This is a genomic window from Psychroflexus curvus, from assembly GCF_020164585.1.
GTDB lineage: Bacteria > Bacteroidota > Bacteroidia > Flavobacteriales > Flavobacteriaceae > Psychroflexus > Psychroflexus curvus.
The window spans coordinates 234,969-249,007 of the sequence record NZ_JAIQZF010000006.1; the positions used below are offsets into that span (position 1 = coordinate 234,969).

General features: G+C 36.8%; 15 protein-coding genes. 5 read left to right on the forward strand and 10 right to left on the reverse strand.

What is annotated here, in order from left to right; all coding sequences use genetic code 11:
- Window positions 1-17: 17 nt before the first annotated feature.
- The 8 genes from LB450_RS10830 to LB450_RS10865 all read right to left on the reverse strand — a co-directional run bounded on the left by LB450_RS10830 (window position 18) and on the right by LB450_RS10865 (window position 8,525).
- Entirely contained in the window at window positions 18-1,778 is a 1,761-nt protein-coding gene (locus tag LB450_RS10830) for a DEAD/DEAH box helicase (RefSeq protein WP_224488455.1), read from the reverse strand.
- 68 nt (window positions 1,779-1,846) lie between these two features.
- Complete coding sequence (gene rdgB / locus LB450_RS10835; RefSeq protein ID WP_224488457.1) at window positions 1,847-2,419, reverse strand: RdgB/HAM1 family non-canonical purine NTP pyrophosphatase; 573 nt, start codon at window positions 2,417-2,419, stop codon at window positions 1,847-1,849.
- Window positions 2,416-3,747: a DUF58 domain-containing protein gene (locus LB450_RS10840; protein WP_224488459.1), complete on the reverse strand. Its 1,332-nt coding sequence runs from the start codon at window positions 3,745-3,747 to the stop codon at window positions 2,416-2,418. Before LB450_RS10840 ends, rdgB begins: the two co-directional genes overlap by 4 nt.
- Window positions 3,747-4,733, reverse strand: a complete 987-nt coding sequence (locus tag LB450_RS10845; protein WP_224488461.1) for an AAA family ATPase — start codon at window positions 4,731-4,733, stop codon at window positions 3,747-3,749. Before LB450_RS10845 ends, LB450_RS10840 begins: the two co-directional genes overlap by 1 nt.
- 3 nt (window positions 4,734-4,736) lie before the next feature.
- On the reverse strand, window positions 4,737-5,936 hold the full coding sequence (locus LB450_RS10850) for a DUF4350 domain-containing protein (protein ID WP_224488470.1): 1,200 nt from the start codon (window positions 5,934-5,936) through the stop codon (window positions 4,737-4,739).
- Window positions 5,929-6,702 carry a hypothetical protein gene (locus tag LB450_RS10855; protein ID WP_224488472.1) on the reverse strand — a complete coding sequence of 258 codons (774 nt, stop codon included), beginning with the start codon at window positions 6,700-6,702 and terminating at the stop codon, window positions 5,929-5,931. The genes LB450_RS10850 and LB450_RS10855 overlap by 8 nt, the downstream gene beginning before the upstream one ends.
- Entirely contained in the window at window positions 6,692-7,576 is an 885-nt protein-coding gene (locus LB450_RS10860; protein ID WP_224488474.1) for a hypothetical protein, read from the reverse strand. The genes LB450_RS10855 and LB450_RS10860 overlap by 11 nt, the downstream gene beginning before the upstream one ends.
- Window positions 7,551-8,525 (reverse strand): stage II sporulation protein M, encoded by a 975-nt coding sequence (locus tag LB450_RS10865; RefSeq protein ID WP_224488476.1) that lies wholly within the window; start codon window positions 8,523-8,525, stop codon window positions 7,551-7,553. Before LB450_RS10865 ends, LB450_RS10860 begins: the two co-directional genes overlap by 26 nt.
- 32 nt (window positions 8,526-8,557) lie before the next feature.
- Between LB450_RS10865 and LB450_RS10870 the strand changes: the two genes are divergently transcribed.
- Window positions 8,558-9,274, forward strand: a complete 717-nt coding sequence (locus tag LB450_RS10870) for an RDD family protein (protein ID WP_224488478.1) — start codon at window positions 8,558-8,560, stop codon at window positions 9,272-9,274.
- Window positions 9,275-9,904 (forward strand): trimeric intracellular cation channel family protein, encoded by a 630-nt coding sequence (locus tag LB450_RS10875; RefSeq protein ID WP_224488480.1) that lies wholly within the window; start codon window positions 9,275-9,277, stop codon window positions 9,902-9,904.
- Window positions 9,905-9,906: 2 nt separating this feature from the next.
- Here LB450_RS10875 and LB450_RS10880 read toward each other — a convergent pair whose 3' ends face one another.
- Window positions 9,907-10,623, reverse strand: coding sequence for a peptidylprolyl isomerase (locus tag LB450_RS10880; RefSeq protein ID WP_224488488.1), 717 nt, complete (start codon window positions 10,621-10,623; stop codon window positions 9,907-9,909).
- Here LB450_RS10880 and LB450_RS10885 point away from each other — a divergent pair.
- The 3 genes from LB450_RS10885 (at window position 10,611) to LB450_RS10895 (ending at window position 13,145) form a co-directional block, all read left to right on the forward strand.
- Window positions 10,611-11,249 (forward strand): NUDIX hydrolase, encoded by a 639-nt coding sequence (locus tag LB450_RS10885; RefSeq protein ID WP_224488490.1) that lies wholly within the window; start codon window positions 10,611-10,613, stop codon window positions 11,247-11,249. The genes LB450_RS10880 and LB450_RS10885 overlap by 13 nt on opposite strands.
- A gap of 40 nt (window positions 11,250-11,289) precedes the next feature.
- The gene (locus LB450_RS10890; protein ID WP_224488497.1) at window positions 11,290-12,108 is read left to right on the forward strand and encodes a lysophospholipid acyltransferase family protein; all 819 of its coding nucleotides are present in this window, start codon (window positions 11,290-11,292) and stop codon (window positions 12,106-12,108) included.
- 86 nt (window positions 12,109-12,194) lie between these two features.
- The gene (locus LB450_RS10895) at window positions 12,195-13,145 is read left to right on the forward strand and encodes an aldo/keto reductase (RefSeq protein WP_224488499.1); all 951 of its coding nucleotides are present in this window, start codon (window positions 12,195-12,197) and stop codon (window positions 13,143-13,145) included.
- Between the two features lie 308 nt (window positions 13,146-13,453).
- On the opposite strand, the gene miaE is transcribed toward LB450_RS10895, so the two are convergent.
- Complete coding sequence (gene miaE / locus LB450_RS10900) at window positions 13,454-14,038, reverse strand: tRNA-(ms[2]io[6]A)-hydroxylase (RefSeq protein ID WP_224488501.1); 585 nt, start codon at window positions 14,036-14,038, stop codon at window positions 13,454-13,456.
- Window position 14,039: the final 1 nt, after the last annotated feature.

The window sequence follows — 14,039 nt, forward strand, 5'->3', positions numbered from 1 at the left end:
ACTTTTTATAACTTGATTTAGCTTTTCTTTCTTCTTCTTTCAAAAGAGCTTTTTACATTGGACCCTCCTGATTTTTTTCCTTTAAAATCTGAAGATTTATTTTTATCAAAGCGCTTTCTCGGTTTGCGATCTCCGCGGTCACGACCTCCGCCGCCACCTTTTCTACCGCCACCACTTTTTTGGTCTTTTGTGATTTCAACGTTCACGTGTCTGCCTTTCAGCATAAATGAGTCGAAGGTACTTTGTACTTTTTCAACATCATCGGTAGCCACATTAAAGAAAGAGAATGTGTTTTTCACGTCTACTTTAGCAACACCATCACGGTCTAGGTTTAGCTGTTCTTTAAGGAAATCTTTCATAGACATCCAGTTGAAACCGTCTTTCTCACCAATATTGATGAAGAAACGCGTCTCATCACCATAATCTTTACCAGAAGAATATGCTTCATCTGCAGAATGCTGAGTGATTTTAGGAGCATTTTTATAGTAATTGTGAAATCTTGTAAATTCTACAGAGAAGAATTTTTTGATGATTTCTTCTTTGCTCAGGTCTTCAAACTGGGCTTCTAAATCCGGGATAAATGAATCTATCTCAGGATTGATGGTTGTGCTCTTGATTTCATCGGCTAGGTGAAATAACTGACGTTTACAAATTTCATCACCAGAAGGCAATTCTTCCTGAGTGAATTTCTGACCGATTATTTTTTCAACCTGACGAATTTTTCTAACCTCACTTTTAGTCACAATAACCAAAGATTTACCTTCTTTTCCAGCACGACCCGTTCTTCCACTACGGTGAGTGTAGGTTTCGATTTCGTCTGGGAGTTGGTAATTGATCACATGAGTAATATCATCCACATCTATACCACGGGCAGCAACGTCTGTTGCCACAAGCATCTGAATTTGTTTCTTTCTGAAGCTATTCATCACCATGTCTCTTTGAGCCTGGCTCAAATCTCCATGAAGGGCAGAGGCACTATAGCCGTCTTCAATAAGTTTTTCAGCTACTTTTTGAGTGTCTCTTTTGGTTCTGCAAAAAATCACTGCGTAGATGTCCGGATTGGCATCTACAACTCGCTTGACAGCACTGTAGCGGTCGCGACCACCTACGATAAAGTATTCGTGGCTTACAGATTTAGTCGAAATATTTTTTTGACCAACTGTGATTTCTTTAGGTGTCTTCATGAATTTTTTAGCAATCATCGACACTTCTTTCGGCATCGTTGCACTAAATAACCATGTGTTTTTCTGATCTGAAGAATGAGATAAAATCTCTTTAATGTCTTCAAAGAAACCCATATTCAACATCTCATCAGCTTCGTCAAGAATACAAATGTTGATGTTTGAAATATCGATAATATTTCTCTGGATCATATCTTTCATACGTCCAGGAGTCGCTACAATAATTTGAGCTCCTCTCTTTATTTGCTTAGCCTGATCAGTAATACTTGCTCCACCATAAACTGCAACGGTGTTGAGATTTTGGTAGTATTTCGCATACTGTTTTAGCTCGTTGGTAATTTGCATACACAACTCACGCGTTGGAGAAAGAATTAAACCCTGTGTTTTTTTGGAATTAAGGTCGATATTCTGAATTAATGGAAAACCAAATGCTGCGGTTTTTCCTGTACCTGTTTGGGCTAGCGCTACCATATCGGTAGGCTCTTCGATTAAGATAGGAATTGTTTGTTCCTGTACTTCACTCGGGGACTCAAAACCTAAATCTTGAATTGCTTTCAAAATTTCAGGGCTTAAGCCTAATGATTCAAATGTAGTCATAAGTAATTTAAAAATAGGTGCAAAGGTAAGTATTCCTAAACTGGTTATGAGTGGTATTTGTTATTATTTTAGGCTTTTAAGAATTCTATGAGTTGCTGGAAGGCTAAACCGCGATGACTTATCTTGTTTTTTTCCGAAGCTGGCATTTCTGCAAAGGTTTGCGAATAGCGTTTAGGCTTGAAAATGGGATCATAACCAAATCCACCCTTACCCGCAGGCTCTTTTGTAATCTCTCCTTCACAAAGTCCTGTAAACACTTTTTCTTCGTCTCCATTTTTGAAGACAATAACAGTTTTAAAACGTGCCGACCTGTCTTCTTTACCCTTTAGTTCCTTTAATAATTTCTTTTTGTTAGCCTCATCGCTTTTATCCTGACCAGCATACCTCGCCGATTTAACACCTGGTTTTCCACCTAAAGCATTTACTTCAAGCCCTGTGTCGTCTGCAAAACAGGGTAAATCAAATAAGTCTGAAATCGTATCCGCTTTTATTTTTGCATTGGCTTCAATGGTTTCTCCATGTTCCACGATTTCTTTGTGATAGTCTAAATCGTTTAAAGATAGAATTTGTATATGCTCTGGAAGTAAAGCTTGAATTTCATTGACTTTATTGGGATTGTGAGTAGCGAATATCAGTTTCATAAGAGTCCTTTTGCTTTTATTTCTAAATATTTATTGATGGTATTGACCGATAAATCTTTTGGCTTGGTCAAAACGGTTTGTATGCCGTTTTTCTCCAGTTCTTTCACCATCAACTGTTTGTTATAGATAAATTCCTGAGCGATGGTTTTTTCGTAAATTTCTGTCAGCCTTGTGGTTGACTTGCTGGCTAATTCTTCCAGTTCTGTGTTTTCAAAAAAGATAACCACCAAAAGATGAGATTTGGCCAAAGCTCTTAGGTAGGGGAGTTGTCTCTTCAAACTGGTGATGTGCTCGAAATTTGTGTACAGCATCAATAAGCTACGCTGGGTAATTTTTCTTTTGCTGTGCGCATAAAGTCTGTTGAAATCAGACACCAGAAAGTTTGTATTGATGCCATATAAAGTTTCCATTAGCGTATTTAAATGTGTTTTCTTTGAATTGGCTGGTACAAAATTTTCAATCTTATCGGCAAAGGTCAACATACCGACCTTATCCTTTTTCTTTAAAGCAATATTGCTGAAGGCTAAAGTCGCATTGATGGAATAATCTAGCAGGGATAATCCTTCAAAAGGCATTTTCATCACACGGCCTACATCTACGATATTATAAATAGGCTGAGATTTCTCATCCTGATATTGATTCACCATCAGGCTGTTGTGCTTAGCCGTTGCCTTCCAGTTGATGGTTCGGATATCATCGCCAGTTACATAATTTTTGATTTGCTCAAACTCCATGGTGTGCCCGATTCTCCTGATTTTCTTCATCCCATACTGGCTCATTTTTTGGTCGATGGATAAAAAATCTAAGGCCCGCATTTGGATAAAAGATGGATAGACTTTTACTATGCCTTCATTTTCAAACCTGTAACGTCGTTTAACCAGTTTAGACCTGGTACTCACATAGCAATTGAGATATCCAAATTTGTATTCTCCACGTTTTACGGGGGTAAGCGTGTAATTATAAGCTCGTTTGGAGTTTCCTGTTAAGGACAAGATTTTCAAAAAATCTCTTTTCTGAAATTGCTCTGGGATTTCATCTATGACTTCCAGATGAATGGGAAAATTGTATTTATTTCCAAAATGAAGTTCAACACTATTGGCATCGCTGTTTGAAAATTTTTCAGGTAGAATTCTATCGGCTGAAAACTTTTTTGCCTTGAATAATCTAAAAGTGTCAATTACTAGTAATCCAATAAAAATAATTAGTAAACCAGTGCTGATGACATAGAGGCTTTTAAACCAAAAAGAAAGCAAAAACAGACCTGATAGGCTATACAAAACCGTATAAACCCGTCTACTAAAATAAAGAGATGAAATGAATTGACGCACTATCTAGGGATTTCTACAGATTTCTGAATGAGATCAATGATCTGTTCCGGGGTTGTGCCTTCCATTTCCTTTTCCGGCGAAAGAATAATTCGATGGTTCAGCGTTGGTTTAAGACTCATTTTGACATCTTCTGGTGTCACAAAATCCCTCCCCTGAATAGCTGCAAAGGCTTTAGCTACTTTTAAAATAGATAAAGAAGCTCTCGGAGAACCGCCAAGCAGTAAATGTGGATGCTTCCTGGTTTGCATAACGATTTCTGCGATGTAGTCAAAGATTTTGTCCTCCACCACAATCTCATGAATTTGATCTCTAAACTTGAGCAAAGTTTCCACATTCATAACTGTTTCAATTTCATTTAAAGGGAGTTTGGCCTTACGATGATGCTGTAGTTTCAAAATCTGGACTTCTTCCTCTAAGTTGGGATAATCGATTTTCAATTTGAATAAAAATCGATCTAACTGAGCTTCGGGCAGAGCATAAGTTCCTTCCTGTTCAATTGGGTTTTGCGTGGCTATCACCATAAATGGAGGAGGCATTTTATATTCCTTTCCATCCATCGTGATTTGTTGTTCTTCCATGACTTCAAACAAAGCCGCCTGAGTTTTAGCAGGAGCTCGGTTGATTTCATCGATCAATACAATATTGGAAAAAATGGGACCTTTTTTAAATTCAAAATCCGATTGGTCTGCTTTTAAAATTGAAGTTCCCAGCACATCACTTGGCATCAGGTCTGGTGTAAACTGAATCCTATTAAATTTAGTATCAATGGATTTTGCAAATAACTTTGAAGTTATGGTTTTAGCAATTCCAGGGACCCCTTCAATAAGAACATGACCGTCGGTGAGTAAGCCAACGATAAGCAGTTTTATAAAATCATCCTGTCCTACAATGACTTTAGAAAGTTCGTTTCCTATGGCTTCAGTCGCCGATTTAAGTTCTTCTAAGGGTATTCTGTTATTGAATTCTAGTGAATTTTCGTCTTGCATAATCTAGCTGTTGAAAGTTGTAAGTTTAGTATCTAAAGTTTTTAACTCGTTTTCGGTAATCACTTCAGAGGTATTGATGTGTTCAATATACTGAAATAATGTTTTTAAGGCCTCATACTCTTTGTTGGTTTTGGAAGCTAAATTTTGAAGAAATGAGGTGTTGATCTCGTTTGTGGATAACTGATACGCAGACCTGATGTGTTCCAAAAAGGCTGTAATTTGTTTCTGGGCAATGGCTTTATGGTCTTTTTTGTCCAGATACATTCCAGCGATGGTTTGCGCGAACTCATAAGATCGGTTTTTAACTACGGGAATAATAGGGATGGGGCGTTGTTTTCGTTTTCCTCCAAAAAAAACAAACAATAGCGATGTGATGATAATGAGGTAGTAAGCAGACTTTAAATAGGGATTGGAAAGTAAATAATATAGAGGATTGGTAATACGTTCTTTCCCGGATTTATAATAATCATCCCAGAATAAAGGCTGATTTAAATCCAAATAGCCTAATGTTCTGGAGGTGTAATCGCTATTATTTCCATCTACCATAAAATAATTGGTATAGACTTTTGGGGCGAGGTGAAGAAGGAATTTTCCCTTTCCCCAGTTCACCTGGATGTAATTGCTATGGTTTGAGGCTTCTGAGATTTTGGTGGTTTTTGGCTTTACTTGGCCAAGAGCCGTTGTGTTTGCTGAATCTATTTCAGAAAAATACAAATATTCAAAGGCTTTTCTTGAGGTTTTGAATTCGGATAATCTATGCGGTTTCTCTATTAAATTGAAGCTGGGCTGGTATTCAATTTCAGAATTACTTACATGAAAGCTGACATCAAGTTTTAGGGTGTCTAATAAAACCTTTGGAATCCCTTCTGAAGCTATGAACGCTGTATTACCTTTACCCACCCAACCTAGAAGACTTTTACTTTCCTCTTTGGTTAAATTGACAAATCTATTCAGAAAGAAGTAAGTCCCCGGCTTTTGTAAACTATCCTGAAATATTTCAAAAGGAGATTCTTCAAAATGCTGAATACCATCAGTGACTGTTTGTAAGCCTTTGTAGAAGATTTCTGTCGCTAAGGCCCTGTCATCTGTATGTACGTAACTCGCTGTCCAGTCTGTCGGTTTTTCGGCGGTTTCGTCCATGATGATAATCAGAACCACAAGACCAATCACTCCCCAAAGCAGGCCTTTCATTTTCTTATCCATGGACTTTGCTGTTTTGGATGTTACTGATGAGATGTTCAAAACGACTCTTAGCGCTTTTAAAATCTGCCACTTCAAGTTTAAAATCACCGTACCATACAAATTCATAAAATTTTGAGGCGTAAGTAAAATCTGATTTTATGGCTTGTTGAGTGATTTCAGATTTATAATCTGTATTTGTTTTTTGAAATTGATATTCGATGAAATTATAGTCCTTTAAATGTTTTAAAATGCTTAAAAATAAATAGCGTGAAGCAAGTCTGTAATTCCCTTCGGATTCTGCTTCTTCTATTAAAGTTGATAAATCTTTTTGCTGAATTAAGAGTTCATCTTCAGATAAATTGATCTCACTTTGATCTGCCGGAGGTGATTTTTGATTCACCACATAATATTTATTAAAAAGCCAAACGATGAGTACACCTAAGCCGATAATTAATAGAATCTTTAGAGTCAGGGCCAGATAATTCCAGAAACTCCCTTCAGAAATTCCCGAGAGCAACCAGTCCAAAAATTTATTCCATTGCAAGTCTAGCCAGCGTTGAATTTTAGCCAAGAAAGATTTTTGTTCATTTATATTAAAGTAATTATAATCCTCATTAGCTTGGTAGGGTTCGATAAGGGATGTATCAAATTCTACTGGTTCAGGACGTTGCTCCAGGCTATCGCGAGGTTGGAGATTGGAAGTAGCCCACATAAAACCTGTCCCTATTAAATTCAGAATAAAAAAGAGAGCTAATGCATGAAAAAAATGAGTGGATTTAACTTCCAATGCGATCGATATCTTCTAATGTTCCTGTTTTATTGTGAAATTCGTTTAAGTTGAAATAAATCAAAGCAACACTGATGAGTGTTACTAAACTCAATATATATTGCGCTAATGATGCCAAAACGTAAAAGGTCATGTATAACCAGTTGCTGGCCAGGTTTGCTGTACCAGGCGTTTGGGAGCCTTCCTGCAAAGAGGTGAAAGTCTCTAAAGCACTCATAACAATGATGGGAATTTGAAATAAGCTGCTGATTAACCACATCAAAATTGTCATGATGAGTAAGGTGGCGAAAGTGATCCACCAGTTTTCCTTGATAAGTTTAAAGCATTCTGAAAACGCGTTTGAAAAAGATTTTTCCTGAAACACGATAATTGGAAAAATTAAAGTCAGAGGAACAATTAAATAAACTCCTGGGAGAATACATAAAAGAAAACCAATGGATATCAAAATTCCATAGACTATAAAACTACCAAGGTTTGTGATGAAAAACTGACCTATATACCGGTTAACCTCGTCGTCTTTGACTTCCCCTTCGTTTTTGACATAGCTTTTTATAATGCTATTGATAGTGGTGACACTTAAGGCCGAATAAGCGATAGAGCTAAGTAACACAAGAAGGAGTGAAATTCCAGTTGAGGAAACCATTTCTAATAAAAAATTACCAGGACCATCTGCAATTGTTAAATCAACTGTAAGGCTGAGGGACTGGTATTGATAATATGTACTTGCTGCTACAACGAGCAGTAAAAGCCATCCGACGTGTTTGAGATAAAGCCTGAAGATAGTTTTGTATTCTTCTCTGATAAATTTGAAAGTGTCTGAAATAATAGCGCCAAGATCACGCTCTTTCTTAAAGTTGATGTAGTTGCTTTGCATGTTTGCTGTGGGTTAGTTGTGGTAAAATAACGTAATAATAGATGATTAAAGTTAATGATGATAATATAATTAAAATAGCAAGCCAATCTGGCATGCCTGTGAGACGAGTGACAAAGCCTTCTAGAAAACCAGCAAGTATAAAAAAAGGAATGGTACTAATTACGATTTTAAGTCCTGCCTTCACCCCCTGAGTAAAAGACTGCAAGCGGGTGTAAGTTTTTGGAAATAAGATGCTTTTTCCCATGACGAGTCCGGCACAGGCAGCAACAATGATGACCGAAATTTCAATTGTTCCATGAATCCAGATGGTTCTGGCAGATTCCCAGAGAATACCCTGCTCATAAAAAAAGTATTGAAACGAGCCCAGCATGATGGCGTTTTGCAGAATGATATAGATAGTTCCCAATCCAGCAAGAATTCCAGCGACGAAAGCAAACAAAGCAACCTTAATATTGTTGAGTGTAATTCCCAAAAACATATCGGTTTGGCTGGCTTTTTTATAAACCGCCATAGGATCTCCTTTTTGGATGTTTTCTATGGTAGAATTGACATAAGCGTCTCCCAAAATCAACCTGACAAAACCATCATCTGAAGCTGCAGAGTAGGCTCCAATGACACAGAAACCTAAAAATAATAAAAAAGCCAGTAGTAAAGTTGATCGATATTCGTAAAAGAAAAGGGGAAATTCTTTTATGTAAAACTGATAGATTTTGTTTTTGGATTCTCTTTTAGTCTTATAAATTTTTTGATGTACTCCAACGGAGAGTTCATTCAGGTAAGCTAAAGTCTCACTATTGGTATAAAAAGTTTGCGCATAATTGAGGTCTTCTGTGAGCTCTACGTAAAGTTTGGAGAGTTCACTTGGAGAAATACTCATATTATTTTGCACAAGCCTTTCAAATTTTAACCATTTGTCTTTATTTTGCTTGACAAAAGCCGCCTCTCGCATTTGTATATAATTTATCCAAAGAAAAGCAATCTATGAGTCATTTTCAAATAGAAACCGCACAAAATGTAAAGATTCAACAAAGTGTGGCTACAGTATGGGATAGAATTCTGGCTTATATCATAGATTTTATAGTTATAATGGCTTATATTCTAATCACAATTGCTGTTATGACAGGATTGCTAGATGTATCTCCTTTTCAAGGTGCAGTAACCTCAATGGTTCTTGGGTTGCCTCCTTTTTTGTACCATCTCCTTATGGAAACCTTTATGAACGGACAGAGCATAGGAAAGGCTTCCATGAAATTGAGGGTCGTTAATCTAGATGGATCCAAACCTCAGTTTTCCGGGTATTTGATCCGATGGCTGCTCAGGTTTGTAGATGTGAGTTTAACCAGTGGAGGAATTGCTATTGCGACGATACTAATAAATGGAAAGGGGCAACGCCTTGGTGATCTTGCAGCCAAAACAACAGTTATTACTGAACGTCGGAAAACAGGATTTAAAAAAATGCCTTTATTCGAGATAGATGATTCTTATCTTCCTCAATATCCACAGGTAGCAACTCTAAAAGATGATGACCTTAGACGCATCAAATCAATATTTGATAAAGCTCAGCAAGATGGTGATCATTCTATCATCATAAAACTAGCGGCTAAAGTGGCAAGTCAACTTGAAATTGAAACCAAGCAATCCCCACAAACTTTTATACAAACTGTATTGAAAGACTATCAATACTATAGCATTCATTAAATGGAATATACACTTATACTTGACATTCTAGGCGTGATTGCCTTTTCTATATCGGGAGTGCTTTCTGCCCTCAAGAAACGCATGGATGCATTTGGCATATTTATTATTGCCTTTGTCACTTCTGTAGGAGGAGGAACCTTAAGAGATGTATTATTGGGTGTTCCTGTGATGTGGATGCAAAATCTAACCTATGTTTATGTCATTATCATCACTGCAGTGTTAGCCGTATTCTTCAGAAAAAAATTGTTTTATTTAAGAAAATCACTTTTTTTATTTGATACATTCGGAATTGGTCTTTATACGGTGGCTGGTGTAGAAAAGGGAATAGCGGAAGGACTTCCAGCTATAATTTGTATTGCTTTAGGGACCGTAAGTGCTTGCTTTGGAGGTGTGATAAGGGATATACTATGTAATGAAATCCCTCAAATTTTCAGAAAGGAAATTTATGCAACAGCCTGTATTTTAGGTGCCTTTAGTTACTTTGTGTTTTTAAAACTAAACTTACCTTTAAGTCTCATTTTTATATTTTCAGGTCTAGTTGTAATTATTGTAAGGCTTTCTGCTGTAATTTTCAAACTCTCATTACCTACGGTCTATAAAAAAGATGAAGATATCGAAGATTATTGGTAAGATTAACGCACTACTTTTATATCCAGACCGACATTTGTTAATGGCCATTCACTATCGTCTGTCTCCAAATCGTCTATTTTTTCGACCACATTCATGCCTTTGATAACTTTTCCAAATACGGTATGATCACCATCCAAATGGTAAGCTCCATTTGGTTTAGTCACCACAAAAAACTCAAATGGAGATGAGGCGTTACTCACATTTTGTTCAGCATATTTGGCGGCAGAAACCATTCCGTAGTCGTGAGGATATTTAGGAGTAGATTCATTCGGAATCAAATAATCGCCGACGGCTCCTCTAAACTGATGTGTCGACATTCTATCGCTATTTCCGCCCTGCACCACAAAATCATCATCAACTCTATGAAAAACAGTAGTATCAAAATAACCTAATTTAGCTAATCTTATAAAATTAGCACGGTGAAGAACAGGTTCAGGAAAAAGTTCGATGGTGAAAGTTCCAAATTCAGTTTCAACATCTACAATAGTTTCTGGGTTTTCTTTTGCGTAAGTTTTCAGAAAAGGAATTAATTCTTCCTGTTCCACAAACTTTATTTGAGATAAATCTCTATCTGTACGACCATTGGAAGGAATTTTAACTTCAATCTCCTTTTCAATAGTGTCTCTTTCGACCTCTTTTTCCTTAGTTGAATTATCTTTGCTTTCTTTACAAGACATAAGCATAACTACAAGACATACTATAAAAAATGGACTTTTCATCATTAACGAGTTTGGTTTCAAAATTAAAGAAAATAGAACTTCCTGGCGAATCTTTTCATTACCAACTCGCACCTTTATTTAGACAAGATGAGCTTAAAAAAATAAATTTAAGTGGAAAAGATCCAAATTATGCTGGAGTAGTTTCTTTGTTATACCCCAAAAACGGTAAAGCTTATATGGCTTTTATCCTCCGGAAAACCTACAAAGGAGTTCACTCCAACCAGATAGGCTTTCCAGGCGGTCGATATGAAGAAGTGGATAAAAATTTGATGCAAACGGCTCTCAGAGAAACAGAAGAAGAAATCGGTGTTTCGGTAAACAGCATTCAAGTCATAAAACCTCTTACTGAACTCTATATTCCGCCTTCCAATTTTTTGGTACATCCTTACTTAAGTATCATAGATGTAGAGCCAATTTTTGTGTTACAAGAAAGTGAAGTCGAAAATATTATTGAAATTCCGCTTTCTGTTTGTTTGGATCAAAACAATCTCAATACCGAATTTATAGATGCTTCTTATGCCAAAAATGTAGAAGTCCCAGCTTTTAATTTTGAGGGACATGTGGTTTGGGGAGCTACTGCAATGATTTTGAGCGAAATAAGAGAGCTCTTTGCAAGATTATCATAAGTCTATAAAACCGTATATTTGCGAAGCAATATTTTAAGGTATGAGCTTATTCAAGAAAAATCCTTTTGGACATTATTTATTTTTAAAGAAATGGTTGATAAGAATCATGGGGGGACTTACTCATCAACGCTATCAGGGTTTTAATGACCTTCAGATTGAAGGCTCTTCTATTATAAAAAACCTACCAGATAGAAAAGTTTTATTTGTATCCAATCATCAAACTTACTTTGCTGACGTGGTGGCAATGTACCATGTCTTCAATGCCTCGTTAAGCGGTAGAGATGATAATATCAAAAATGTAGGTTACCTCTGGAATCCAAAACTCAATATCTATTATGTTGCCGCAGCCGAAACCATGAAAAAAGGCTTGTTGCCCAAAGTATTGGCTTATGCAGGTTCTATCAGTATAGACAGAACATGGCGAGCTGGAGGTCAAAAAGTGAATCGGCAAGTGAAAATGAGTGATATTTCCAATATTGGAAAGGCATTGGATGATGGTTGGGTCATTACTTTCCCTCAGGGCACAACTAAACCCTGGAAACCTATAAGAAAAGGAACAGCTCATATCATCAAAAAATATAAGCCGATTGTTATTCCCATCGTCATAGATGGGTTTAGACGATCGTTTGATAAAAAAGGAATTCGAATCAAAAAACGAAATATTCTTCAGTCGATGGTTATTAAAGAACCACTAGAAATTGATTACGATAATGAAGAAGTGGAAAGCATCATTGAAAAAATTGAATATGCGATAGAACAGCATCCTTCATTTTTAAAAGTCATTCCAGAAAGTGAGATAAAAGCTCATGAATCTCTCAATGAGAAACGGCGTTTTAGTGCCAAAAACAATAAAAATTAAAAAGACATAGTTAAATCTAAACTAAAAGAGGTTTTCATTTTTGATATTCCCTTGTTTGAAACTAATTTTAAACAAAACACAAAATCATGAAAACTTTAAAATTTAATAATGGCGATCAGCTTGATGTTATAGGTATTGGAACTTGGAAATCCGAACCAGGCGAAGTCAAAAAAGCCGTAAAGCACGCATTAAAAATAGGATACAGGCACATAGATTGCGCAGCCATCTATGGTAATGAAAAAGAAATAGGTGAAGCTTTTAAGGAGGTTTTTGAAGAAGGTGACATCAAAAGAAGTGATGTATTTATCACTTCTAAACTTTGGAATAATGCCCACCGAAAAGAAGATGTAAAACCAGCTTTAGAGAATACCCTCAAAGATTTACAACTTGATTACTTAGATTTATACCTCATGCACTGGCCAGTTGCTTTTAAATCTGGTTTAGAAGGATTTCCAGAGTCCGATGATGATTTCTTATCTTTAGAAGAAGTTCCCCTTAAAGAAACATGGGAGGCTATGGTAGATCTCAAAAACCATAATTTAGTCAAGCACGTAGGAGTTTCCAATTTCAGTCAGGATAAGCTGAATCAATTGATGAAAGATTCTGATGTGAATCCAGAAATGAATCAGATAGAGTTGCATCCTTACTTACATCAAACCGATTTGGTGAACTTCTGTAAAGGAAATGATATTTTAGTAACCGCATATTCTCCTTTAGGTAGTCAGGACCGCACAGAAGAAATGAAAGCTGATAATGAACCAACGCTTTTAGATAATGAAGTTGTGAACGCAGTCGCTGAAAAGCATGAGGCGTCACCAGCACAAGTGCTTATAAGTTTTCATTCTGAAAGAGATGTGGTGACCATTCCAAAATCGACCAATAAAGAGAGGATTCAGGAAAATTTTGAAAGTCGAAATGTAAGTTTAGATTCAGACGATATGAAGAAACTCAGTGGTCTGGATAAGCACTACAGATACGTTAACGGAAAATTCTTTGAAACCTCTGACGGAAAGTATTCCAATATTTTTGACGAGTAACTGAAGAATACTGAATATGGAATAAGAAACACCAAATCTTGAATATTTTATTTCAACTTCCTCCTAATTCCTAAAACCTACCAACTCAATTACTCAAAAACTCACAAACTACTGACTACTAAATTTAGAAAATCAGAGTGAAACAACTTTTAACTAAGCTAGTTTCATTCTGATTTTTTATCAAAAAAATGGAATGTGATGCTTTAAACTTAGAGATAATTTAAATTTGACTCACGACTCACGACTCACGACTCACGACTCACGACTCACGACTCACGACTCACGACTCACGACTCACGACTCACGACTCACCATCCATGCACCGAAGCTCCGTCCTGGAAAGACTCCAAAATTTCAGCTTCATAATCTAGCAGCTCCGACCATTTTTGATTCACTTCATCCACATCATGGTATTGACGTGCAAATCCTAAAAACATGGTGTAATGATTGGCCTCGCTTATCATCAGTTTGCGGTAGAAACGCTTCAATTTTTCGTCGCTCAATTCCTCAGACAATAATCTAAAACGTTCACAGCTCCTGGCTTCTATCAAGGCTGCATAGAGCAGGCGATGAGCAAGTTGCGTCTGTCGACTGCCCCCTTTAGGAAAAAAAGTCACCAGTTTTGCCACATAATCATCTTTGCGATCTCTTCCTAAAGGAATATTTTTCTCTTTCAATAAGTCATGCACCATTTTGAAATGACTCATCTCCTCCTGCACCAGTTCTGTCATAGCCGTTACTAACTCGGTATATTCCGGAAAAGAAACAATCAAAGAAATGGCGGTAGACGCCGCTTTTTGCTCGCAATAGGCGTGATCTATCAGGATTTCATCAATATTTTTCTCGGCGATGTTTGCCCATCGCGGATCGGTAGGTAATTTTAGTCCAAGCATA

What these genes read in the sequence shown, in the direction of transcription:
- LB450_RS10845 (WP_224488461.1), bottom strand. Translation starts at nt 4,733, where the DNA reads ATGCAAGACGAAAATTCACTAGAATTCAATAACAGAATACCCTTAGAA.
- LB450_RS10830 (WP_224488455.1), bottom strand. Translation starts at nt 1,778, where the DNA reads ATGACTACATTTGAATCATTAGGCTTAAGCCCTGAAATTTTGAAAGCA.
- LB450_RS10880 (WP_224488488.1), bottom strand. Translation starts at nt 10,623, where the DNA reads ATGAAAAGTCCATTTTTTATAGTATGTCTTGTAGTTATGCTTATGTCT.
- LB450_RS10870 (WP_224488478.1), top strand. Translation starts at nt 8,558, where the DNA reads ATGAGTCATTTTCAAATAGAAACCGCACAAAATGTAAAGATTCAACAA.
- LB450_RS10895 (WP_224488499.1), top strand. Translation starts at nt 12,195, where the DNA reads ATGAAAACTTTAAAATTTAATAATGGCGATCAGCTTGATGTTATAGGT.
- LB450_RS10865 (WP_224488476.1), bottom strand. Translation starts at nt 8,525, where the DNA reads ATGCGAGAGGCGGCTTTTGTCAAGCAAAATAAAGACAAATGGTTAAAA.
- miaE (WP_224488501.1), bottom strand. Translation starts at nt 14,038, where the DNA reads ATGCTTGGACTAAAATTACCTACCGATCCGCGATGGGCAAACATCGCC.
- LB450_RS10875 (WP_224488480.1), top strand. Translation starts at nt 9,275, where the DNA reads ATGGAATATACACTTATACTTGACATTCTAGGCGTGATTGCCTTTTCT.
- LB450_RS10885 (WP_224488490.1), top strand. Translation starts at nt 10,611, where the DNA reads ATGGACTTTTCATCATTAACGAGTTTGGTTTCAAAATTAAAGAAAATA.
- LB450_RS10890 (WP_224488497.1), top strand. Translation starts at nt 11,290, where the DNA reads ATGAGCTTATTCAAGAAAAATCCTTTTGGACATTATTTATTTTTAAAG.
- LB450_RS10860 (WP_224488474.1), bottom strand. Translation starts at nt 7,576, where the DNA reads ATGCAAAGCAACTACATCAACTTTAAGAAAGAGCGTGATCTTGGCGCT.
- rdgB (WP_224488457.1), bottom strand. Translation starts at nt 2,419, where the DNA reads ATGAAACTGATATTCGCTACTCACAATCCCAATAAAGTCAATGAAATT.
- LB450_RS10850 (WP_224488470.1), bottom strand. Translation starts at nt 5,936, where the DNA reads ATGGATAAGAAAATGAAAGGCCTGCTTTGGGGAGTGATTGGTCTTGTG.